The 22,143-nt window shown below is 60.3% G+C and carries 20 protein-coding genes, 1 tRNA gene and 1 pseudogene; 14 read left to right on the top strand and 8 right to left on the bottom strand.

Annotation, left to right across the window (positions count from 1 at the left end; all coding sequences use genetic code 11):
- Positions 1-72: 72 nt before the first annotated feature.
- From PSH86_RS30730 to PSH86_RS25600, 9 genes and pseudogenes are all read left to right on the top strand, one after another.
- Positions 73-1,287: pseudogene (locus tag PSH86_RS30730) on the top strand (chemotaxis protein); the annotation flags it as partial.
- A 42-nt stretch (positions 1,288-1,329) separates the two neighbouring features.
- A complete protein-coding gene (locus PSH86_RS30725; RefSeq protein ID WP_370873834.1) occupies positions 1,330-2,235 on the top strand; it encodes a methyl-accepting chemotaxis protein in 906 nt (301 codons plus the stop codon).
- Between the two features lie 195 nt (positions 2,236-2,430).
- Positions 2,431-2,889: a hypothetical protein gene (locus PSH86_RS25630; RefSeq protein ID WP_305485764.1), complete on the top strand. Its 459-nt coding sequence runs from the start codon at positions 2,431-2,433 to the stop codon at positions 2,887-2,889.
- Positions 2,886-4,346: an ATPase domain-containing protein gene (locus PSH86_RS25625; protein ID WP_163856664.1), complete on the top strand. Its 1,461-nt coding sequence runs from the start codon at positions 2,886-2,888 to the stop codon at positions 4,344-4,346. The genes PSH86_RS25630 and PSH86_RS25625 overlap by 4 nt, the downstream gene beginning before the upstream one ends.
- A gap of 9 nt (positions 4,347-4,355) precedes the next feature.
- Positions 4,356-5,393 carry a HAMP domain-containing sensor histidine kinase gene (locus PSH86_RS25620; RefSeq protein WP_163856669.1) on the top strand — a complete coding sequence of 346 codons (1,038 nt, stop codon included), beginning with the start codon at positions 4,356-4,358 and terminating at the stop codon, positions 5,391-5,393.
- 94 nt (positions 5,394-5,487) lie between these two features.
- Entirely contained in the window at positions 5,488-6,684 is a 1,197-nt protein-coding gene (gene fabV, locus PSH86_RS25615; protein WP_109754918.1) for an enoyl-ACP reductase FabV, read from the top strand.
- Positions 6,685-6,824: 140 nt separating this feature from the next.
- Positions 6,825-7,268 (top strand): DUF3592 domain-containing protein, encoded by a 444-nt coding sequence (locus tag PSH86_RS25610; RefSeq protein ID WP_109754917.1) that lies wholly within the window; start codon positions 6,825-6,827, stop codon positions 7,266-7,268.
- Positions 7,269-7,271: 3 nt separating this feature from the next.
- Positions 7,272-7,859: a hypothetical protein gene (locus PSH86_RS25605; RefSeq protein ID WP_109754916.1), complete on the top strand. Its 588-nt coding sequence runs from the start codon at positions 7,272-7,274 to the stop codon at positions 7,857-7,859.
- 216 nt (positions 7,860-8,075) lie between these two features.
- Positions 8,076-10,139, top strand: coding sequence for a calcium-binding protein (locus PSH86_RS25600; RefSeq protein WP_305485758.1), 2,064 nt, complete (start codon positions 8,076-8,078; stop codon positions 10,137-10,139).
- Between the two features lie 61 nt (positions 10,140-10,200).
- Here the strand turns inward: PSH86_RS25600 and ychF are convergent, their stop codons facing one another.
- The 8 genes from ychF to PSH86_RS25560 all read right to left on the bottom strand — a co-directional run bounded on the left by ychF (position 10,201) and on the right by PSH86_RS25560 (position 17,121).
- Positions 10,201-11,301 (bottom strand): redox-regulated ATPase YchF, encoded by a 1,101-nt coding sequence (ychF, locus tag PSH86_RS25595; protein ID WP_109754914.1) that lies wholly within the window; start codon positions 11,299-11,301, stop codon positions 10,201-10,203.
- Positions 11,302-11,323: 22 nt separating this feature from the next.
- Positions 11,324-11,908 (bottom strand): aminoacyl-tRNA hydrolase, encoded by a 585-nt coding sequence (gene pth / locus PSH86_RS25590; protein ID WP_003185374.1) that lies wholly within the window; start codon positions 11,906-11,908, stop codon positions 11,324-11,326.
- A 166-nt stretch (positions 11,909-12,074) separates the two neighbouring features.
- Complete coding sequence (locus PSH86_RS25585; protein ID WP_109754913.1) at positions 12,075-12,677, bottom strand: 50S ribosomal protein L25/general stress protein Ctc; 603 nt, start codon at positions 12,675-12,677, stop codon at positions 12,075-12,077.
- Between the two features lie 143 nt (positions 12,678-12,820).
- Complete coding sequence (locus tag PSH86_RS25580; protein ID WP_003171603.1) at positions 12,821-13,762, bottom strand: ribose-phosphate pyrophosphokinase; 942 nt, start codon at positions 13,760-13,762, stop codon at positions 12,821-12,823.
- A 47-nt stretch (positions 13,763-13,809) separates the two neighbouring features.
- Positions 13,810-13,884, bottom strand: a tRNA-Gln gene (locus PSH86_RS25575).
- A gap of 37 nt (positions 13,885-13,921) precedes the next feature.
- Positions 13,922-14,773 carry a 4-(cytidine 5'-diphospho)-2-C-methyl-D-erythritol kinase gene (gene ispE, locus PSH86_RS25570; RefSeq protein WP_109754912.1) on the bottom strand — a complete coding sequence of 284 codons (852 nt, stop codon included), beginning with the start codon at positions 14,771-14,773 and terminating at the stop codon, positions 13,922-13,924.
- Between the two features lies 1 nt (position 14,774).
- Positions 14,775-15,392: a lipoprotein insertase outer membrane protein LolB gene (gene lolB, locus PSH86_RS25565; protein ID WP_109754911.1), complete on the bottom strand. Its 618-nt coding sequence runs from the start codon at positions 15,390-15,392 to the stop codon at positions 14,775-14,777.
- 4 nt (positions 15,393-15,396) lie between these two features.
- Positions 15,397-17,121: a tetratricopeptide repeat protein gene (locus PSH86_RS25560; protein ID WP_060740651.1), complete on the bottom strand. Its 1,725-nt coding sequence runs from the start codon at positions 17,119-17,121 to the stop codon at positions 15,397-15,399.
- Between the two features lie 172 nt (positions 17,122-17,293).
- On the opposite strand from PSH86_RS25560, the gene hemA reads away from it, so the two are divergent.
- Genes hemA through murI form a run of 5 tightly spaced genes read left to right on the top strand, consistent with a single transcriptional unit; the run spans position 17,294 to position 22,040 of the window.
- Entirely contained in the window at positions 17,294-18,583 is a 1,290-nt protein-coding gene (gene hemA / locus PSH86_RS25555) for a glutamyl-tRNA reductase (RefSeq protein WP_116833445.1), read from the top strand.
- Positions 18,580-19,662, top strand: coding sequence for a peptide chain release factor 1 (prfA, locus tag PSH86_RS25550; protein ID WP_063324387.1), 1,083 nt, complete (start codon positions 18,580-18,582; stop codon positions 19,660-19,662). The genes hemA and prfA overlap by 4 nt, the downstream gene beginning before the upstream one ends.
- 14 nt (positions 19,663-19,676) lie before the next feature.
- A complete protein-coding gene (gene prmC, locus PSH86_RS25545; RefSeq protein WP_305485746.1) occupies positions 19,677-20,507 on the top strand; it encodes a peptide chain release factor N(5)-glutamine methyltransferase in 831 nt (276 codons plus the stop codon).
- Entirely contained in the window at positions 20,501-21,256 is a 756-nt protein-coding gene (locus PSH86_RS25540; RefSeq protein WP_176689141.1) for a molybdopterin-synthase adenylyltransferase MoeB, read from the top strand. The genes prmC and PSH86_RS25540 overlap by 7 nt, the downstream gene beginning before the upstream one ends.
- The gene (gene murI, locus PSH86_RS25535; protein ID WP_163856691.1) at positions 21,249-22,040 is read left to right on the top strand and encodes a glutamate racemase; all 792 of its coding nucleotides are present in this window, start codon (positions 21,249-21,251) and stop codon (positions 22,038-22,040) included. Before PSH86_RS25540 ends, murI begins: the two co-directional genes overlap by 8 nt.
- Positions 22,041-22,143: the final 103 nt, after the last annotated feature.

Raw genomic sequence — 22,143 nt, 5'->3', positions numbered from 1 at the left:
GCTGCGTCGTGCATGAGTTAGAGACCGTCGTCTTTAACGCTGGCAATAAATAGAAATCAGGCAGGGGATGATATGAAGTTCAAGTCATTGCAGGCACGCATTTGTGTCACGGCAGGCGTTTGCCTGTTTGTTTCATCGGTCAGCCTGATTATCTACGGGCTCTTTACCGCACGGGCCAATGAGCAATACGTGGCCACCGAAGTCTCGGCGCTGGTGGAAAAATCAACCATCCGGGAAATTCAGAACCTGGCCGAATCCCGGGCCAACGCCATTCAGGCCAAGTTGCAAAATGCCCTGGATGCGGCCCGCACCATGGCCAATGCATTTGCCGCCAGCAAGGCCACGCAAAGCCCCCTGGCATTGGGCCGGGAGCAGATCAATACGGTGTTGCTCGGCGTCCTCAAGGACAACCCCGATTTCAATGGCACCTATTCCTGCTGGGAACCGGATGCGCTGGACGGACAGGATCTGGCATCGCGCAACACCCAGGATGGCAGTAATCCACAGACAGGGCGCTTCACGCCTTACTGGACCCGCAGCGCCGGTGGCCATGTCGCGGTGCAGCCGTTGGTCGAGTATGACTCGCCGGATCGTCACCCCAATGGTGTGCCTAAAGGCGGTTGGTACAGCGGCCCGCGCGACACCCTGAAGGAAAGCGTGCTGGACCCCATTCCTTACGTGGTCCAGGGTAAAAACGTATGGCTGACCACCTTGTCGGTTCCGATCGTCGCCAATGGCAAGTTCTATGGTGTGGTCGGGGCGGACTACGATATCGCCTTTATCCAGAAACTCAGCGAGCAGATGTCCGCCGAGCTCTACGGTGGCAAGGGCACGGTGTCGATCCTGAGTAACCAGGGGCTGGTAGTCGCGGACAGCCAGCGCACTGATCTGATTGGTCAGTCCATCAAGGCCTTGCTGCCTGAGTCCTGGGAAAAAGTGCTGAGTGATATCCAGGGCGGTCGTAGTGACGGCTTGCTCAACCCTCAAACCCAGAATATCGAAGTGCTGATGCCCATTACGCTCGGTCGTACTGGCAAGCCCTGGGCGGTACTGATTCGCCTGCCCAAGGCCGTGGTCATGAGCCAGGCCATTGCCCTGGAGCAGGAGTTGCAGGCGCGCAGTATCAGCAACAGCATCTGGCAAGTCTCGGTAGGCTTGGGTATTTCGCTGCTGGCCCTGGCCGCCCTGTGGTTTGCCGCCGCGAAAATCGTCGGGCCGATCCGCGAGGCCGCGGCCTTGGCCGCCAACATCAGCCTTGGGGATTTCTCCCGGCGTCTGGTGCAGAAATCCGAGGATGAAGTCGGGCAGTTGTCTGCGGCCCTTAACGACATGTCTGAAAGCCTGCAACGGCAAGTGCGGGTGGCCGAGCGCATTTCCGAGGGAGACCTGGACCTGGAGGTTCGCTTGTCTTCGCCCCACGATACCCTGGGCAAGTCACTGGAGAAGATGGTCAGCAACCTCAACCAACTGATTTCCGAGGTTCAAATCAGCGCCACGCAGATTACCGGCAGCTCGGCGCAGGTTACCGACCTGAGCCAGTCACTGTCCGATGGCGCGTCCAATTCCGCCTCGTCCATCACCGAAATCAGTGCGGTGATGACGCAAATGGCGGCGCAGACCCGGGACAACGCCGCCAACGCCAAGAAAGCCGATGAGCAATCCCAGGCGTCGCGAGCCGATGCGGGGGAGAGCGATAAACTGATGAGCGAGCTGATTGCCGCCATGGCCGAGATCGACAATTCGGGCAAGGACATCACCGCGATCATCACCACCATCGACAACATCGCTGCACAAACCAATTTGCTGGCCCTGAACGCGGCCATCGAAGCGGCCCGGGCCGGTGAGCTTGGGCGCGGTTTTGCCGTAGTGGCCGATGAAGTGCGCAGCCTGGCCGCCCGCAGCGCCGAGGCCGCCCAGCAGACGGCCGCGCTGATCGCCGACTCCTCGAGCAAGACCCAGCGCGGCATGATCATCGCCGGCCGGACCGCCGAATCGCTGAAAAACATCGTCAATGGAACCAGCGCGGTTTCCAACCTGGTTTCGCTGATCTATCAAGCCTCCAGCGAGCAGGCTTCGGGCTTGCAGCAGGCCAGCATCGGTTTGGAGCAGATCGATGAAGTGACACAGAAAAACCAGTCCAACTCACAAGAGTGCGCGGTGGCGGCCAAGGACCTTTCGGAGCGGGCATCGCTGATGCAGCGTGTGCTGGGGCGCTTCAAGGTCAAAAGGGGTTAGTTTTTTCCAGCCCGCTCCAGGCGCCAGCCTGGGGCGTGATGATGCTAAATCCCCTGTATCAGCGAGTGATACCGGGGATTTTTCAGTTTAGGTAAGTGGCCTGGCTGGGTTTATCCGCTGACTGCGGATGATCGCAATTGCATTGCTTTGCCCAGCGCAAGCTCGATAACGCCCTTGAGGGTGTACTATCGATACTTGCCCATCGGATATCAGTTAGCTATGTCCACGCTAAGCGAAGAGAGCCGTCAGATCGTAGCTTCTCTGACGCACCGCGTCGGCCCCAACGCTGACATTGCCAAGACCGCCGACGCGATCATTTCGATTTTGCAGGATATCGAGGCGGCCCTTACGCCCGTCATCGGCCAGCAAGGGGTTGCCGCGCTTTATCGCCGCAGCCTGCATCTGTGTGGGGCTGCCCATCCGCGCCTGACCAGTACCTGCGACAAGGTACAGCCCGGGCAGGTCCTAACGGCCCTTAAATCCGTACTCGTTGAGCAAAGCGAAGCCGATGCGCTGTTTTTCGGTGAAATGTTGCTGACTATTTTCTACGAGTTGCTGACCACGTTGATCGGGCCTTCGCTCACCGCGCGTTTGCTTCGTGGCGTGTGGGAACCTTCCTTGAGCGACACCCCTTCGCAGGAAAATTCGCCATGAGCACCAAAGTGACTATCAACCGCTTGGCCACCGGCGTGCCAGGGCTGGACGAGGTCTTGGGCGGAGGATTGCCGGAGTTTTCCTTCAATCTGATCGCCGGCCCGCCCGGTTGCGGCAAGACCACCCTCGCGCACCAGATGATGTTTGCCCTGGCGACCCCCGAGCGTCCCGCGCTGTTTTTTACCGTGCTGGGCGAGCCGCCGCTGAAGATGCTGCGTTATCAGCAGCAGTTCGATTTCTTCGACAGCGACGCGATCAATCAGTCGATTCGCTACGTCAACCTGGCTGACGACACCCTGGCCGGGGATCTGGACGAAGTGCTGCGACGCATTGTCAGCGAGGTGGAGGCTCACTCCCCGGCGCTGGTGTTCGTTGACTCGTTCCGTTCGGTGGTGCTGGCCAGTCAGACCCAGGACAACCCGAATAACAACCTGCCGCAGTTCGTCCAGCAACTGGGCATGTTGATGACCACCTGGCAGGCCACGACTTTCCTGATCGGCGAATACTTTACCGAAACCGATACCAACCCGATTTTCACCGTGGCCGATGGGCTGATCTGGCTGCGCCAGAGCGTCCAGCGCAACTCCATGGTGCGCAAGATGGAAATCATGAAGATGCGCGGCCAGCCGACGCTGCCGGGTCTGCACACCTTCCGTATCGCTTCGTCGGGGATCAAGGTATTTTCCCCCGCACCCTTCAACCCGGGCGAATCGCCACTGGCATTTCCCATCAAGCGCCTGGCCATGGGCGTACCGCAGCTCGATGAAATGCTCGGCGGTGGCCTGCCACGCGGGTATTCCTTGTTAGTGGCGGGGCCGTCCGGTTCGGGCAAGAGCATCCTGGCGGCGTCCTTTCTCGCCGAAGGCGTGCGCAACGGTGAAACCGGCGTGATTGCGGTGTTTGAACAGCGTCCCAATCATTCCCAGAACCCCACGCTCGCCAACCTGATTCAATCTGGAAAAATCGGCCTGGTGGATAGCCGCGCGCCGGATCTGTCCATCGATGAAATCGTGCACTTGCTGCTCAGCGAGATCGCCCGCCTGAAAGCGACTCGGGTGGTCATCGATTCGCTGTCGGGCTTCGAACTGGCGCTGGCGCCGACCTTCCGCGAAGACTTTCGCGAGTCGTTGTCGCGCATGGTCACGGCGCTGACCAGCGCCGGCGTCACGGTGTTGCTGACTTCGGAGCTGGAGGATCGCTACACCGACCTGCGTTTCAGTCCTTACGGCACGGCGTTCCTCACCGACGCCATCATCGTTCAACGCTACATTGAAGTGCAGAGCCGTTTATTGCGCATCATGGCCGTGGTCAAGGTCCGCGCCAGCGCTCACTCCGATGAGTTACGCCTTTATCGCATCGACGACAACGGTTTACAGATCGGCGAAATGTTGCCGGATCGGGAGGGGTTGCTCGGCGGCCGGCCTACCCTGCAACGTTCCGGCCATGGCACGGGATGAGTCACGGTCATGGATAAGGGCAATGGCAAGAGTGAGCAAGCGAAGGCCACGGTCGCTCGCGAGTTGTTCTTGCTTGGTCAGAAAACCGTCGAGGCGCGGGCGGTGTTGGCGGCGTTGCAGAAGGAACTGAGCGACGCCAACACCCAACTCGCCGATAAGCAACAGATCGAGCAATTGATCGAGGCCAACCAGCAGTTGGTCCTGGCGATCCTGTCGGCCCAGTCCGAGGCTGAAAAGCCAAAAAACACACCGGCGGCAGAGCAACAACAGCTGTATCTGGACATGCGCGAAGCCAATGAACTATTGGTTATCGCCGCCCTCAGTGCGCAACACCTGAAGGCCTCGGCCGAACGCGCGCTGGAGCGCCAGCGTAGCGTCCTCGCCCTGGTGGCCCATGAACTGCGCAATCCGCTGGCCCCCATCAGCATGATTGCCGGCCGGCTGTCGCGGGTGCCCAGTGAAGAACTGCCGCGCATGCAGAAGTTGATCGAAGGCCAGGTGCGGCACATGTCTCGATTGGTCGAAGACTTGCTCGACGTCTCTCGGGTCAAGACCGGTAAGTTTCGCCTCGATTGCCAGGTTGTCGATATCGTCCAGATCATTCGTGAGTGCATCGACAACTGTCGGCCGGTCATGCTCGCGTGTGACTTGCATTTGAGGACCGAATTACCCGAGTGTGCCTTGTCGATGAACGGAGACCCGGTGCGGCTGGCTCAGATACTCGGCAACTTGCTGGGCAATGCCGCCAAGTACACGCCCGCTGGCGGCACCGTCAGGCTTTCGGCTACCGTCGAGGCCGGCCTGTTGGAGATCAGCATCCGCGATAGCGGCATCGGGATCTCGGCCCAGGCGCTGCCGTTCATTTTCGAGCCATTCGTGCAGGACGTTCACGCCGTCGGTTTCAATGGTGCTGGCTTGGGTATTGGTTTGACGGTGGTGCGCGAGTTGGTCGAAAGCCATGGCGGCACAGTGATTGGCAAGAGCGGGGGGGATGGCCAGGGGAGCGAGTTCATCGTGAGGTTGCCATTGGTGAGTCAAGCCACGTAAGGCTACATTCACCGTGACGCTTCCACTTTCCAGGCGTCTACGACTTTAATGGCCAGTGTTGGCGCTCTACATCCTGGAAGAGGCAGATCCTTTTATGATCATCAAACCGCGCGTTCGTGGCTTTGTCTGTGTGACCACCCACCCCACTGGCTGTGAAGCCAACGTCAAGAGTCAGATCGACTACGTGACCGCCCAAGGTCCCATCACCGCTGGGCCAAAGAACGTACTCGTGATCGGTGCATCGACCGGCTACGGGCTGGCTGCGCGGATAACCGCCGCTTTTGGTTGTGGCGCCAAGACCCTGGGGGTGTTTTTCGAGCGTGAAGGTGATCCAGGCAAGCTTGGCACCGCTGGTTGGTACAACACTGCGGCCTTTCACTCGTTCGCCGAGTCAGAGGGCCTCTACGCCAAGAGCATCAACGGCGATGCGTTTTCCGATGAAATCAAACAACAGACCATCGACGTCATCAAACGCGACTTGGGCAAGATCGACCTCGTTGTCTACAGCCTGGCCGCGCCACGCCGGACACACCCCAAGACCGGTGTGGTATTGAGTTCTACCCTCAAGCCGCTCGATAAGGCCGTGACTTTGCGGGGCCTGGACACGGATAAAGAAGTGGTCAAGGACACGACCCTGGAACCGGCGACCCAGAGCGAAATCGATGGCACGGTGGCCGTAATGGGCGGCGAAGACTGGCAAATGTGGATCGATGCGCTGCACGACGCAGGTGTCCTGGCCGACGGGGCGAAAACGACCGCGTTCACCTACCTGGGCGAAAAGCTGACGCATGACATCTACTGGAATGGCTCCATTGGCGCGGCCAAGAAGGACCTGGACCAGAAAGTCCTTGGCATTCGTGAGCGACTGGCTGCCCTGGGGGGCGATGCGCGGGTCTCGGTATTGAAAGCCGTGGTGACTCAGGCCAGCTCAGCGATCCCGATCATGCCGCTGTACCTGTCATTGCTGTTTAAAGTCATGAAGGCGCAGGGCACGCACGAGGGGTGTATCGAACAGGTCCATGCGCTCTACAAAGACAGCCTGTACGGCCATTCTCCCGTGATGGATGAGGAGGGGCGCCTGCGCGTGGACTACAAGGAACTGGCTCCCGAAGTCCAGGATCGCGTCAAGCAACTCTGGGATCAGGTCAGCACCGATAACCTTTACGAGCTGACTGATTTTGTCGGTTACAAGGCGGAGTTCCTGCGTCTCTTCGGTTTCGGCATCGAAGGGGTGGACTACGAGGCTGACGTCGATCCGGACGTCAAGATTGCCAACCTGGTCCAGGCATAGGTCATAGGTCTGGAAGCTGCCTCGACGCTTCATGCAAGAGGCAGCGGCTTCTCCTGGCCCTGAATAATTTTGTTGGGGGGATAGCGAGACTTCTTTGTTATCCTGACGGCCTCTTTCATGGATGAACGCCGAGATAAACCATGGCTAACGACACCCCGTCACGTATCGGGACAATTCTGCTGGGCCTGCTTTTTGCCCTGATTGGCATTGGCTTGTTGGGCATTGCCGTCAATCTCACAATCGATCGACGCGACTTTCTCGCCCGGGCACAGACTGCCGATGGCATTGTCAGCCACTTGAATGCCGGTGGTTCGCATCCTGAGATCGCTTTCACCACCGCCAGCGGCGAAAAGATCTCCTACCCCCAAGGCGGTTTTATCTTCGGTTACCAGAAGGACCAGCCGGTGCGGGTGCATTATTTGCCCGAGCAGCCGGCGGGCAGCGCCATCGTCGATGCCCCGGCCGCCCTGTGGGGCACCTCTGGAGTATTGGGATTCATCGGCCTGGTGTTCACTTTTGTCGGCCTGCTAAAAGCCATCCGGCCGCGCGGCCGCGGTGCGGTTCATTCACATAAAGGACTTTGACGTATGAGCTACAACATCCCACTCCCGGTCAATGAAAGTCGTTGGCAGTACCAGACCGCCAGCGGTGGAGGCCTGACTGTGGTCATGGTGGCGGGCAGTGGCGGCTCGATTATCCTGCGCTCGCCCCAAGGCGAAGACATCAGCTACCGCTATGGCGGGGTCGGCGTGGGGGCCGGGTTTGGCGCGAGGCTGCCGCGCTTCGGCAAGATCAATATCCAGATCAAGGGCAAGGGCGTGAGTGCGGCCGGCGCGGCTGAGGCGTTTCCCAGCACCGGCAAGGTGTTCGTCAGCGACGCCCTGGTCAGTCGTGACCTGACCAGTGACGACATCACTGGCCCTTGCATGTATACCGAAGTGGGCGTGGGCCTGGGGATTGGCGGCTCGGCCACGGCCCTGCTGTTCGGGCTCGATCCCAAGCTGCTGGCATTGTCGATGGCGCTGAACGCCAACCCGGCGACCGCGCTCATTGCGTCCACCACGGTCAACCGGCAGTTGGCGAAGTCGGCCAAGGGCGCGTTGGTCATGGCAGGCATTAATGCTGGTTTGCAGGCCGGTGGTGGCGGGGCGATCTATATAGGCTATCTGTTCTAGGCCGTAGCGAATCTCAAGTACCTCTATGCCACGCCCATGAAAAAGCCGCGAACCAACGCGGCTTTTTGCTATGCGCACCTTTTTCAGCCCTCCAGCGAGGCCAGACGGCTAAAAAAAGCCATCGGTCGGACGCTGCTCGTGTCAGCGATGGGGCCGCGTGCAAATCCTTCCTGCTCCACTAGAGTGACGGATCCAATGCCCTTAAAGGATTAACCCATGGCAACCACCGACAACACGACGGTCAGTACTCATACCGTGAGAACTGGCCCGGGCACAGTCCAGGTCGACCTCACCGGCCAGTTCGATGATAACCAGAGCATCGTTATCCAGCCGGACGGCAAGATCCTGGTCGGTGGCTATGCGGAGTACCTGGCATGGGGCTACCCCGGGGCGCCAGGCGAGGAAAGCTACGGCTACGAACAGAACCATAGCGTTATCCGCCTGAACGCAGATGGTAGCCTGGACACCGGCTTCCATGACGGCGGTGTCGACATCGTCCCCGCCGCGACAGCCCCGGCGTCGCGCTACGAGCTGACGGCGGTGCAACCTGATGGCAAGGTGCTGATCGCCACAGCGCTGAACACCGGCGTTCAGGTGGAGCGCTTCAACAGCGACGGGACGCGCGATGCGACCTTCGGTCAAAACGGCGCTATCACGGTCGATATCAGCCATGACTTCAAGGACATCGACCTGACGGTCAATACGGATGGCACGTTCCAGATCAGCGCCCGCGGGTTTGACCAGGCTACAGTGACCAGGCTCGACAATGACGGCACTTTCGTCGATGGCTTTGGCGACCATGGCGTGCTGACCGTCAACATTCCCGAAGACGAATACTACAACGGCGCAATTTCCACTGCGGTACAGGCCGATGGCGGCGTCGTGGTCGGGGCTGCGTACAATGCCGCCGGCGCGGGTGAGCCGACGTACGCGTTGCAGCACTTCAATCCCGACGGTCAGCTGGATACCCATTTCGGTGATGGCGGTGTTCTCTACTTGAGTGCTGCCATGGGGTTTGGCGAAGACTCAGTGGTCACCGTGCAGGCTGACGGCAAGATCATCGTCATGGGCCATGGCGAAGGCTCCACCTCGGCTACTGTGGTGCGGTTTAACGCTGACGGTTCCTTTGACACCAGTTTTGGCTCCAATGGCAGGGTGACCTTCGAGGCCGACACGCCTGTGGCTGTGACGGTGCAGGCCGATGGCAAGATCCTGGCGACCGGTACGAGCGGTGGGGATTTCAGCATCATCCGCTGGAACGCGGATGGCAGTGTGGATACAAGCTTCGGCAGCCAGGACGGCAAGCTCCATGTGGACGGGTACGTCGGTGAAGAAATCTTGCAGGGTAGCGACGCCGCCGAAATTATCCGTGGCCTGGCGGGAGATGATGTGCTTCAAGGCAACGGCGGGCGCGACCTTCTGCAAGGTGGCGTTGGCGCTGACATCTTCCGCTTCACCGAACTGAGCGACAGTTTTCGCACTGCGACGCAAAGCCACAGCGACCGGGTCCAGGACTTCGACGCCTCTCGGGACCGCATCGACCTGATTGCCTTGGGCTTCACCGGCATTGGCGACGGCCATGACGGCACCTTGGCCGTCCAGGCCAGCACAGACGGCACGCTCACCTACCTCAAGAGCTACGACGCCGATGCCTCCGGGCTACGATTTGAACTGGCCTTGGACGGTAACCTGGTGGGGCAATTGAACAGCACCAACCTGGTGTTCACCGCGCCCACTGTTGAAGGTGCGTCTACCGCGGATACGATTACCGGTTCTGCCTTGTCGGAAGTCATCTATGGCCTGGACGGCAATGACCGTATCGACGGCGGCGCTGGAGCGGATGTAATCATTGGCGGCGCGGGCGCCGACCGTCTCAACGGCGGAGACAGAGCCGACATCTCGTTGTGGACCGATAACCGGGAAAACGCCGACGTGTTCCGCTACACCTCTACCGAAGACAGCTACCGTACTGACAGCCAGAGCTTTACCGACCTTATCGAAGGCTTCACGGTTGACGACAAGATCGATGTGGCGACGCTGGGCTATACCGGCTTCGGAGACGGTACGGGCACTACGCTGAAGATGGTTTACAACCAGGAACTGGACCGCACTTATCTGGCGGATGTGGGAGCAGACGCCCAAGGCCATCGGTTCCAGATCGCGCTGGCCGGGGATTGGCGGGAAAACCTCGACGAAGATGACATGATCTTTGCGCCCGACGCCGGGATAGGGCTGATCGGGGTAGCGGCAGAGGTCGATCAAGGGCATCTATTGACGTGACGTCTGCTTGAGAAGGTCGCGTGGCAGTGAGTGCTGCCACGCGATAGGCTCAGGAAAGCCGTCAGACGTTGAAACGGAAGTGCATCACGTCGCCATCCTTGACGATGTATTCCTTGCCTTCCAGGCGCCATTTACCGGCTTCCTTGGCACCGGCTTCGCCCTTGTACTGGATGAAATCGTCATAGGCGATGACTTCGGCGCGGATGAAGCCTTTTTCGAAGTCGGTGTGGATCACGGCCGCGGCTTGTGGCGCGGTGGCACCGACGCGAACGGTCCAGGCGCGGACTTCTTTTACGCCTGCGGTGAAGTACGTCTGCAGGTTGAGCATTTCATAGCCGGCGCGGATCACGCGGTTCAGGCCAGGTTCTTCCAGGCCCAGGGCCTCCAGGAACATGTCCTTCTCTTCGCCGTCTTCAAGCTCGGCGATTTCCGCTTCGATCTTGTTGCAGACCGGGACGACCATGGCGCCTTCTTCTTCGGCAATGGCCTTGACCACATCCAGGTGCGGGTTGTTCTCGAAGCCGTCTTCAGCGACGTTGGCGATGTACATGACCGGTTTGGTGGTCAGGAGGTGGAAGCCGCGAATGATCTGCTTCTCATCGGCACCCATGTTCTTGATCAGACTGCGGGCCGGCTTGCCCAAGGTGAAGTGGGCGATCAACTGTTCGAGCAGGGCTTTCTGGGCGACGGCTTCTTTGTCGCCACCCTTGGCGTTGCGAGCGACTTTCTGCAGTTGCTTTTCGCAGCTGTCGAGGTCAGCGAAGATCAGTTCCAGGTCGATGATCTCGATATCGCGTTTCGGGTCGACGCTGTTGGAGACGTGAATCACGTTTTCGTCTTCGAAGCAGCGGACCACGTGGGCGATGGCGTCGGTCTCGCGGATGTTGGCCAGGAACTTGTTGCCCAGGCCTTCGCCCTTCGAGGCCCCGGCCACCAGGCCGGCGATGTCGACGAACTCCATGGTGGTCGGCAGCACGCGTTCCGGGATCACGATGGCCGCCAGGGCCTCCAGGCGTGGGTCGGGCATCGGCACGATGCCGGTGTTCGGCTCGATGGTGCAGAAGGGGAAGTTCTCGGCCGCGATACCGGATTTGGTCAGGGCGTTGAACAGGGTGGACTTGCCGACGTTAGGCAGGCCGACGATGCCGCAATTGAATCCCATGGTGTTTCCCCTCGGATAAGTGTCAGGCCTTCTGGCTGTGCAGGTTTTTCATCGCGCGGTTCCATTCACCGGCGAGGATATCCGGCAGCACGCCGAGGGCAAAGTCGATGCTGGCATCGAGTTTTTCCTGTTCGGCGCGAGGCGCACGACCCAGGACAAAGTTTGAAACCATACTGGCTACGCCCGGGTGGCCGATGCCGAGCCGCAGGCGGTGAAAGGTATTCTGATTACCCAATTGCGCGATGATGTCGCGCAACCCGTTGTGCCCGCCATGGCCGCCGCCTTGCTTGAGCTTGGCAACGCCCGGAGGCAGGTCGAGTTCGTCGTGGGCCACCAGGATTTCTTCAGGCTTGATGCGGAAGAAACCGGCCAATGCCGCCACGGCCTGGCCGCTGCGGTTCATGTAGGTGGTGGGGATCAACAGACGAACATCCTGACCCTGATGCGAGAAGCGCCCGGTCAGGCCGAAATATTTGCGATCGGCCGCCAGGCTGACGCCTTGTGCGTGCGCGATGCGCTCAACAAAAAGGGCCCCTGCGTTATGCCGGGTCTGTTCGTATTCAGCGCCTGGATTTCCCAGGCCAACGATCAGTTTAATGGCAGTCACGATAGGGGCCCTTCCTGGAGTGTGGATAACAATGTCGCAATCAGGCGGTGTTGCGACAGTGGACGAAAATGGAGGATTTACCGTTAAGTAAACTTCGCGTTCTCGCCCGCTGTCTCGCTACGTTCCAGTCCGCGATGTTTCCGGTCACTCCGGCGACAGAGTGAAATTACTCTGCAGCGCCTTCTTCAGTGGCTTCTGGAGCAACACGTGGAGCGTGGACGTTGGCAACAGCCTTGTCATCGCCGTGTGCCAGAGCAACAAACTCAACGCCTTTAGGAGCCTTGAGGTCGGACAGGTGAATGATCGTGCCGACTTCGGCGTTAGCCAGGTCGACTTCGATGAATTCAGGCAGGTCTTTCGGCAGGCAGGTCACTTCGATTTCCGAAACAACGTGCGAGATTTCGCCGCCTTTCTTGATCGGAGCAGCTTCGCCAACGAAGTGCACAGGCACGATAGCGGTCAGTTTCTGGCCAGCTACTACGCGTACGAAGTCGGCGTGCATCACGTGGCCTTTGGCCGGGTGACGCTGCAGGGCCTTGATCACGACGTTTTGCTTGGTGCCACCAACGTTCAGCTCGATGATGTGGCTGTAGGCCGCTTCGTTTTCGAGCAGTTTGGCAACTTCTTTGGCCAGCATGCTGATGGACTCAGGGGCTTTGTCACCACCGTAGACTACAGCTGGAACCAGGCTTGCGAGACGACGCAGGCGGCGGCTCGCACCTTTCCCCAGGTCGGAACGCACTTCAGCATTCAGAGTAAAATCGTTCATGTTGTATCTCCAAAGTAACCACATTCACCCCAGCGCTTGCGACCAGCGCTAAAGGCGATATGGGCAAAAAAGCCCCGCCCCGACAGTGAATGTCGGGGCGGGGCGCTTTTCGTCAACGAGATGTCGCGGTGAGGGCAGGGCCCTTAGCGGAACATCGCGCTGATCGATTCTTCATTGCTGATGCGGCGAACCGCTTCGGCAACAACCGGTGCGATATCCAGTTGACGGATACGCGCACAGGCTTGTGCTGCTGCGGACAACGGGATGGTGTTGGTCACCACCAGTTCGTCCAGCACGGAATTTTCAATGTTTTCGATCGCTCGACCCGACAGCACAGGGTGTGTGCAGTAGGCAAAGACCTTGGCGGCGCCATGCTCTTTCAGGGCCTTGGCCGCGTGGCACAGGGTGCCGGCGGTATCGACCATGTCGTCGACCAGAATACAGGTACGCCCTTCGACGTCGCCGATGATGTGCATCACTTCGGAGTGATTGGCTTTCTCACGGCGTTTGTCGATGATACCCAGATCCACGCCCAGGGATTTGGCAACGGCCCGTGCACGCACGACGCCACCAATGTCCGGGGACACGATCATGAGGTTTTCGAAGCGCTGATCTTCGATATCATCCACCAGGACCGGGGAGCCGTAGATGTTATCCACGGGAATATCGAAGAAGCCCTGAATCTGGTCAGCATGCAAGTCAACCGTGAGGACACGATCGATGCCGACTACGGTAAGCATGTCAGCCACGACTTTCGCGCTGATTGCCACACGTGCGGAACGCGGACGGCGATCCTGACGGGCATAACCAAAGTAAGGAATAACAGCAGTGATACGAGTAGCCGAGGAACGGCGGAAGGCATCAGCCATCACGACGAGTTCCATCAGGTTATCGTTGGTCGGAGCGCAAGTCGGCTGAATAATGAAGACGTCTTTACCGCGAACGTTTTCATTGATCTCGGCAGTGATTTCGCCGTCGGAGAACTTACCGACAGAAATGTCACCGAGAGGGATATGCAGCTGACGTACGACACGCCGAGCCAGATCGGGGTTGGCGTTCCCCGTAAAGACCATCATCTTGGACACGCGCAGTACCTGAAGGCTGAGGGTATACCTGGATGAGTATAGGAAAATGGCAGGGGCGGCTGGATTCGAACCAACGCATGGCAGGATCAAAACCTGCTGCCTTACCGCTTGGCGACGCCCCTGTATCTGTTGCTGCGAGTGCCCAGCACTCGATTCCTTTTAGAGCAGGTTTTGTAGCTTGCGATGCAACATCGAAACGTTGCTTCCTTTTGCTACAAACCCCGTAAGGGTCTCTGTCAGAAGGGCCGAGACTTTATCAGCTTCAGCTTTGCTTGGGAAGCCCCCAAACACACAACTTCCAGTTCCGGTGAGTTTTGCTTCGGTAAATTTACCTAACAAATTCAATGCGTTACGAACATCTGGATAACGCCTTGCTACCACCGGTAAGCAGTCATTTCGACTGTTTCCCTTGGGAACGGGGCGCACTTTAATGGGAGGAGAGTTACGTGTCAACAGCGGATCTGAAAAAATTTCTGCTGTACTTACAGAGACTTGCGGCACCAGTACCAAGTACCAGGGTTCTTCGGGTTCCACCGGGGTGAGTTTCTCCCCTACGCCTTCGGCGAAAGCGGCGTGGCCACGCACGAAAACCGGCACGTCGGCACCCAGTGTCAGGCCCAGCGCCGCCAGGCGATCCGCGTCCCAGCCCAACTGCCAGAGGTGGTTTAGCCCCAGTAAGGTCGTCGCGGCATTTGAGCTGCCGCCACCGATACCACCGCCCATGGGCAGGATTTTTTCGATCCAGATATCGATGCCCAGCGAACACCCGGATTGTTCCTGGAGTTTTTTCGCCGCCTTGACGATCAGGTTGCTGTCGTGGGGGACGCCATCGAATTCGGTGTGCAGGTGAATCACACCGTCGTCGCGCACGGCAAACGTGATTTCGTCGCCGTAGTCCAGGAACTGAAAAATCGTCTGCAGCTCGTGATAGCCGTCGGGGCGGCGACCGAGGATGTGCAGCATCAGGTTGAGCTTGGCCGGGGAGGGCAGGGTCAGGCGTGCAGCGGTCATGTCATTGCCCCAGCTTGCGCGGCTGCCATTGCTTGATCACCAGCGTGACGTCGAGATTGCTGCCATGCAGCTTGATGCGCTCGGGCAGCCAGTAGCCGTTCTGCTGGGCATAGCTCAAGTATTCGATCTGCCAGTCATCCTGGTCCAGGTTGGACAGGCGGCTGTCGGCGTCGAGGGTCAGGCGGCTTTTACTGTCCGGTGCCGGCAGCCCGCGAACCCACCAGGTCAGGTGGGATACCGGCAGTTTCCAGCCCAATTGTTCTTCCAGCAGCGCTTCGGGGGTGGGTGCCTCGTAGCGTCCCTGGTTGGCGACTTCCAGCGAAACCTGGCCCGGCCGGCCGGTCAATCGTGCCGCGCCGCGACCCAGTGGGCCCGACAGGCGAATGTCGTAGTAGTCCTGGCGTTGCAGCCAGAAAAGCGTGCCACTGCCCGAGTCCTTCGGCGCGCGAATGCCGATCTTGCCGTCGATCTGCCAGCCGTCGAGGCCGCTCAGTTGTTGCTTGTGCTCGCGCCACTGGGCCTGGTTGCCCTGGCCCTGGACGGATTCACGGGCGCCGAAGCCCGCGCAACCGGCGAGCAAGGCAATGAAGCTGAAAACGATGAAATGGCGCAAAAACATGATTTTAAAGAGTCTCGGATCCGGTCAGGCGTTTGATGGTGCTGCGCAGGATAGGGCTGTCAGGCTGATCCTTGAGGAATCGGCTCCAGATCTGCCGCGCTTCACGTTGCTTGCCGTTGGCCCACAGGACCTCGCCCAGGTGAGCGGCGACTTCCTGGTCGGGAAAACGCTCCAGGGCCTGGCGCAACAGGCGTTCGGCTTCGTCGAGATTGCCCAGGCGGAAATTCACCCAGCCGAGGCTGTCGAGCACCGCCGGGTCTTCCGGGTTGATCTGGTGGGCCTGTTCGATGAGCAGCTTGGCTTCGTCATAGCGGGTGGTGCGATCCGACAGCGTGTAGCCCAGGGCGTTGAGGGCCATGGCGTTGTCCGGGTCGCGCTGGATGATCAGGCGCAGGTCTTTTTCCATCTGGGCCAGGTCGTTGCGTTTTTCCGCCAGCATCGCACGGGTGTACAACAGGTTCAGATCGTCCGGGTACTGCTTCAAGGCTTGTTGCAGCACGTTCCAGGCCTTGTCGCCCTGATTGTTGGCCGACAGGGTTTCGGCTTCGATCAGGTACAGCTGGATGCCGTAGTCCGGCTGGGAATCGCGCTGTACGGCTAGGCGGCTCTGGGCGTCGGCGGTCTTGCCATTGCTGATCAGGATATCGGCCTGGCGCAACTGCGCCGGCAGATAGTCATTGCCCGGGCCGACCTGGGCGTACTCGATCAGTGCGCTCTCGGGGTCATTGCGTTCCTCGGCGATGCGACCCAGGTTCAGGTGGGCCGAGTCGACATGGCTTTCCCGGGCGATCAGGTCCTCCAGGTAGCCCTTGGCCTCTTCCCAGGCCTTGGCTTCCAGGCAGACCAGTGCCAGGGAGTAGCGCAACTCGTCGTCTTCCGGGTATTGCTGGACCAGGCTGGAGAACTCCACCTTGGCGTCGTCCATGCGGTTGTTTTCCACCAGCATGCGGGCATAGGTGAGGCGCAGGCGTTTGTCGTCCGGGTATTTCTTGATGCTTTTTTCCAGCAGTGGCAGCGCTTCGTCGCCGCGATTCAAGCCTTGCAGCAGGCGCGCGCGCAGGAGGATAGGTGCCACCTCGCCGGCTTCCGGCGGGTTGTCTTCCAGCAGGGTGAGGGCGCCCTGGGTGTCACCATCCTGTTGCAGCAGCAAGGCCTTGCCGAAAATCAGCTGGCCGTTGTTCGGGTGGCGCTGCAACAGGCGATCGAAGCTTTTCATCAGGCCGTTGCGGGTTTCCTGGTCGGTATCGGCGGCGGACAGCGCCAGGAAATCGAAATGGGTGTCGCCCTTGCCCAGCAGGACCTTCTCCATATACACCATGGAGTCGTCGTAGCGCCCGGCCCGGGCCAGTTGCACGGCGGCGGCGCGCTGCGCTTCCAGGTCATCGGGAGCATTCCTGGCCCAGATCAGTGCGGTATCCAGCGCGGGCTGGTCGGCGCCCAGGTATTCGGCAATGCGAAAGGCCCGCTCGGAGATGCCCGGGTCCTGGGTGTTGATGGCCTGGGTCACGTAGTTGTCCAGCGCGATGTCGAAGCGATTGCGCTGGCCTGCCAGTTCGGCGCTCAACAGGCTGAAGATGGTTTCTTCGCTGAACGAACCGTAGACCTTGGGTTTTTCAGGTGCCTGCACGCTGTCTTCGACCGGCGGCGTACCGTCCGTCGAAACGGGGGCCATGGACTGGCAGCCGCTGAGCAAGGCAAGGGCGAGGAGCAACGCGGAAGATCTATTCATATAGGAAGAGGACGACTAACCTGCGGTCGGATCATCATGACACAAGCCTTGAGTCAAACATAACCGCCCCGTCGATTTACCATCCCGGGCAGGGCGATAGAGATCGAGTGGTTGTTCTGAATCTGACGAAGTAGGACAATTGCCGGCTTCACGTCACCATCAGCGACCTTGAATGGCCTTCCTTGCACTCGGTATTAACCACAAGACTGCTTCAGTAGACGTCCGCGAGCGCGTGGCCTTTACGCCTGAGCAGCTGGTTGAGGCCTTGCAGCAGCTCTGCCGACTCACCGACAGTCGCGAAGCTGCGATCCTCTCCACCTGCAATCGCAGCGAGCTTTATATAGAACAGGATCACGTTTCAGCCGATTCAGTCCTGCGCTGGCTGGCCGAATATCACAACCTGAGCCTTGAAGAGTTGCGCGCCAGTGCCTATGTGCACGAAGACGATGCGGCCGTTCGTCACATGATGCGTGTCGCCTCGGGGCTCGACTCGCTGGTGTTGGGCGAACCACAGATCCTCGGCCAGATGAAGTCGGCCTATGCCGTGGCCCGTGAGGCCGGCACCGTCGGCCCGCTGCTGGGGCGCCTGTTCCAGGCTACGTTCAACGCCGCCAAGCAGGTGCGTACCGACACGGCCATCGGCGAGAACCCGGTGTCCGTGGCGTTTGCCGCTGTCAGCCTGGCAAAACAGATTTTCAGTGATTTGCAACGCAGCCAGGCGCTGCTGATCGGCGCTGGCGAGACCATTACCCTGGTCGCCCGCCATCTCCACGACCTGGGTGTGAAGCGCATTGTCGTCGCCAACCGCACCCTGGAGCGGGCCAGTAGCCTGGCCGAGCAGTTCGGCGCCCATGCGGTGCTGCTCTCGGACATCCCGGCCGAACTGGTACACAGCGACATCGTCATCAGTTCCACCGCCAGCCAGTTGCCGATCCTCGGCAAGGGCGCTGTGGAAAGTGCCCTGAAGCTGCGCAAGCACAAACCGATTTTCATGGTGGACATTGCCGTTCCCCGGGACATTGAGCCGGAAGTCGGCGAGCTGGACGACGTTTACCTCTACAGCGTCGACGATCTGCACGAGGTGGTCGCCGAGAACCTCAAGAGCCGGCAGGGCGCGGCCCAGGCGGCGGAAGAGATGATCAGCGTCGGTGCCGACGACTTCATGGTGCGCCTGCGCGAGCTGGCCGCGGTGGATGTGCTCAAGGCGTATCGTCAGCAGAGCGAACGCCTGCGCGACGAGGAACTGCAAAAAGCCCAGCGCCTGCTGGCCAACGGCGGCAGTGCCGAAGAGGTGCTGGTGCAACTGGCCCGCGGCCTGACCAACAAATTGCTCCACGCCCCCAGCGTCCAGCTCAAGAAGCTGACCGCCGAAGGTCGCCTCGATGCGCTGGCCATGGCCCAGGAACTCTTTGCCCTCGGTGAGGGCTCACCGGATAGCTTTTCGGATAAAAAACCGCAATGAAAGCGTCACTGCTCAACAAGCTGGACATCCTCCAGGACCGTTTCGAAGAACTGACCGCCTTGCTGGGCGATGGCGAGGTCATTTCCGACCAGAACAAGTTCCGCACCTATTCCAAGGAATACGCGGAAGTCGAGCCGATCGTCGCCACTTATAAACAGCTGCTCAAGGTGCAGGGCGACCTCGAAGGTGCCCAGGCGCTGCTCAAGGACAGCGATCCGGATATGCGCGAGATGGCGGTGGAGGAAGTTCGCGAAGCCAAGGAGCAGTTGCTCGAACTGGAAAGCAACCTGCAACGCATGCTGCTGCCCAAGGACCCGAATGACGGGCGAAACGTATTTCTTGAAATTCGTGCCGGTACCGGCGGTGACGAGGCGGCGATTTTCTCCGGTGACCTGTTCCGCATGTATTCACGCTACGCCGAGCGGCGCGGCTGGCGGGTGGAGATTCTCTCGGAGAACGAAGGCGAGCACGGCGGCTATAAAGAAGTCATCGCCCGGGTCGAAGGCGACAATGTCTACGGCAAACTGAAATTCGAATCCGGCGCCCATCGCGTGCAACGCGTGCCGGCCACCGAGTCCCAGGGACGCATCCATACCTCGGCTTGCACCGTGGCGGTATTGCCCGAGCCGGACGAGCAGGAAGCCATCGAGATCAACCCGGCGGACCTGCGGGTCGATACTTATCGTTCCTCCGGCGCGGGCGGCCAGCACGTCAACAAGACCGACTCGGCGATCCGCATCACGCACTTGCCGTCGGGCATCGTGGTCGAGTGCCAGGAAGAACGTTCCCAGCACAAGAACCGCGCGCGGGCGATGGCCTGGTTGTCGGCCAAGCTCAACGACCAGCAGACCAGCGCCGCCGCCAATGCCATCGCCAGCGAGCGCAAGCTGCTGGTGGGCTCGGGGGATCGTTCCGAGCGGATCCGTACTTACAACTTCGCCCAGGGCCGAGTCACCGACCATCGTGTCAACCTGACCCTGTATTCCCTCGACGAGATTCTTGCCGGTGGTGTCGATGCGGTGATCGAGCCGTTGCTGGCCGAATACCAGGCCGACCAGTTGGCTGCGATTGGCGAGTAAGCACAGGTGAATAAATGACCATCATCGCCAGTCTGTTACGCGCCGCCGAACTGCCGGATTCGCCCACGCCGCGGCTGGACGCCGAGTTGTTGCTGGCCGCTGCGCTGGGCAAGTCCCGCAGTTTCCTGCACACCTGGCCCGAGCGGATCGTGCCCAGCGAGGCGGCGTTGCTGTTCTCCGAATACCTGCGCCGGCGTCGTTCCGGCGAGCCGGTGGCGTACATCCTCGGGCAGCAGGGCTTCTGGAAGCTCGACCTGGAAGTCGCGCCCCACACCCTGATCCCGCGTCCCGACACCGAGTTGCTGGTGGAAACCGCGCTGGCGTTGCTGCCGGCGACCCCGGCCTGGGTCCTGGACCTGGGCACCGGTAGCGGCGCCATTGCCTTGGCATTGGCCAGTGAGCGAGCGGCCTGGAAAGTCACGGCGGTCGACCGGGTGCTGGAAGCCGTGGCCCTGGCCGAACGTAATCGCCAGCGCCTGGACCTGGGCAACGTCACGGTGTTGAGCAGCCACTGGTTCAGCGCGTTGGAGGGCGAGCGTTTTACATTGATCATCAGTAATCCGCCTTACATCGCGGCCAGCGATCCGCATCTGGTCGAGGGCGACGTGCGTTTCGAGCCGGCCAGTGCCCTGGTCGCGGGACCGGACGGTCTGGATGACCTGCGCCAGATCATTGCCCAGGCCCCCGGGCATCTTGAACCGGGCGGCTGGTTGATGCTTGAACACGGTTACGATCAGGCCGAAGCGGTGCGTGATTTGCTGCGAGCCCAAGGCTTTGTTGAAGTCCATAGCCGCAAGGACCTGGGCGGTCACGAGCGCATCAGCCTGGGGTGCCTGCCGTGCTGAACGATCAGGAGCTGTTGCGTTACAGCCGGCAGATTCTGTTGCAGCACGTCGACATCGACGGCCAATTGCGTCTCAAGCAAAGCCGCGTGCTGATCGTCGGTCTTGGCGGTCTTGGCGCCCCGGTGGCGTTGTACCTGGCCGCCGCCGGGGTGGGGGAGATGCACTTGGCGGATTTCGACACCGTCGACCTGACCAACCTGCAACGCCAGATCATTCATGACACCGACAGCGTCGGCCTGAGCAAGGTCGATTCGGCGATGCGTCGCCTGACGGCGATCAACCCCGAGGTCCGGCTGGTGCCTCACCTGGCGGCCATGGATGAAGACAGCCTGGCCGCGGCGGTCGCGGCGGTGGATGTGGTGCTCGATTGCTCCGACAACTTTTCGACCCGCGAGGCGGTGAACGCGGCCTGTGTCGCGGCGGCTAAACCGCTGGTCAGTGGCGCGGCGATTCGCCTGGAAGGGCAGTTGTCGGTGTTCGATCCGCGTCGCCCCGAAAGCCCTTGCTACCACTGCCTCTACGGCCACGGCAGCGAAGCCGAGCTGACCTGCAGCGAAGCCGGCGTGATCGGGCCGTTGGTGGGCTTGGTAGGCAGTCTGCAAGCCCTTGAAGCCTTGAAGTTGCTGGTCGGTTTCGGTGAGCCGTTGGTGGGGCGCCTGCTATTGATCGATGCATTGGGCACGCGTTTCCGTGAACTGCGGGTCAAGCGTGATCCAGGCTGCAGCGTCTGTGGTGGTCGGCATGAGTGAAGCGCCGGTCGGTGTGCTTGACTCGGGTGTCGGCGGGTTGTCGGTGCTGGGGGAAATCCGTCGGTTGCTGCCCGATGAGTCGCTGTTGTACGTGGCTGACTGTGGGCATATTCCCTACGGCGAGAAAACCCCGGAATACATCCGACAACGCTGCTCGATCATTGCCGACTTTCTCCTGGGCCAGGGCGCCAAGGCGCTGGTCGTGGCGTGCAACACCGCAACGGTGGCTGCCGTTGCCGATCTGCGCCGTGATTTCCCCGATTGGCCCATCGTCGGCATGGAGCCGGCGGTCAAGCCGGCGGCTGCCGCGACCCGCAGCGGTGTCGTCGGTGTGCTGGCCACCACCGGTACCTTGCAGAGCGCCAAGTTCGCCGCGCTGCTCGACCGTTTCGCCACCGATGTGCGGGTCATCACGCAACCCTGTCCGGGGCTGGTGGAACTGATCGAGGCGGGTGATCTGCACAGCCCGGCCTTGTATCAGTTGCTGCAACATTACGTCGAGCCCTTGCTGGCGGCTGGCTGTGACACGTTGATCCTGGGTTGCACGCACTATCCGTTCCTCAAGCCATTGCTCGCTCGGATGATTCCGGAGCACATCAGCCTGATCGACACCGGTGCCGCCGTGGCCCGGCAACTCCAGCGCCTCTTGACTGAGCGCGGGCTGTTGGCGGAGGGGCCAGCCAGTGAAACGCATTTCTGGACGAGTGCAGACCCGATACATTTAAGAAAAATCCTACCCACGCTATGGCATTCGTCTGGCGTTGTGCGAAGCTTTGATCTGTAAAAAAAACGTGAAAATTGTGTAAAACAGGCTGAACTTCTGTTTTAGCGCAGATTTCTATAGCTCTGTCTGTTTGTAAGAAAATCAACTAAGTCTGTTCGGAAAA

This window comes from Pseudomonas sp. FP2300 (assembly GCF_030687595.1).
GTDB classification, from domain to species: domain Bacteria; phylum Pseudomonadota; class Gammaproteobacteria; order Pseudomonadales; family Pseudomonadaceae; genus Aquipseudomonas; species Aquipseudomonas bijieensis.
The sequence above is the reverse complement of the archived record's forward strand: the minus strand, read 5'-3'. Positions and strand labels throughout refer to the sequence as shown.

Coding starts and splice junctions, on each gene's coding strand:
- murI (WP_163856691.1), top strand. CDS start 21,249: ATGAGTGAAGCGCCGGTCGGTGTGCTTGACTCGGGTGTCGGCGGGTTG.
- PSH86_RS25585 (WP_109754913.1), bottom strand. CDS start 12,677: ATGAACGATTTTACTCTGAATGCTGAAGTGCGTTCCGACCTGGGGAAA.
- PSH86_RS30725 (WP_370873834.1), top strand. CDS start 1,330: ATGTCTGAAAGCCTGCAACGGCAAGTGCGGGTGGCCGAGCGCATTTCC.
- PSH86_RS25610 (WP_109754917.1), top strand. CDS start 6,825: ATGGCTAACGACACCCCGTCACGTATCGGGACAATTCTGCTGGGCCTG.
- fabV (WP_109754918.1), top strand. CDS start 5,488: ATGATCATCAAACCGCGCGTTCGTGGCTTTGTCTGTGTGACCACCCAC.
- PSH86_RS25560 (WP_060740651.1), bottom strand. CDS start 17,121: ATGAATAGATCTTCCGCGTTGCTCCTCGCCCTTGCCTTGCTCAGCGGC.
- PSH86_RS25605 (WP_109754916.1), top strand. CDS start 7,272: ATGAGCTACAACATCCCACTCCCGGTCAATGAAAGTCGTTGGCAGTAC.
- PSH86_RS25600 (WP_305485758.1), top strand. CDS start 8,076: ATGGCAACCACCGACAACACGACGGTCAGTACTCATACCGTGAGAACT.
- ychF (WP_109754914.1), bottom strand. CDS start 11,301: ATGGGATTCAATTGCGGCATCGTCGGCCTGCCTAACGTCGGCAAGTCC.
- hemA (WP_116833445.1), top strand. CDS start 17,294: ATGGCCTTCCTTGCACTCGGTATTAACCACAAGACTGCTTCAGTAGAC.
- prmC (WP_305485746.1), top strand. CDS start 19,677: ATGACCATCATCGCCAGTCTGTTACGCGCCGCCGAACTGCCGGATTCG.
- PSH86_RS25620 (WP_163856669.1), top strand. CDS start 4,356: ATGGATAAGGGCAATGGCAAGAGTGAGCAAGCGAAGGCCACGGTCGCT.
- PSH86_RS25625 (WP_163856664.1), top strand. CDS start 2,886: ATGAGCACCAAAGTGACTATCAACCGCTTGGCCACCGGCGTGCCAGGG.
- lolB (WP_109754911.1), bottom strand. CDS start 15,392: ATGTTTTTGCGCCATTTCATCGTTTTCAGCTTCATTGCCTTGCTCGCC.
- prfA (WP_063324387.1), top strand. CDS start 18,580: ATGAAAGCGTCACTGCTCAACAAGCTGGACATCCTCCAGGACCGTTTC.
- ispE (WP_109754912.1), bottom strand. CDS start 14,773: ATGACCGCTGCACGCCTGACCCTGCCCTCCCCGGCCAAGCTCAACCTG.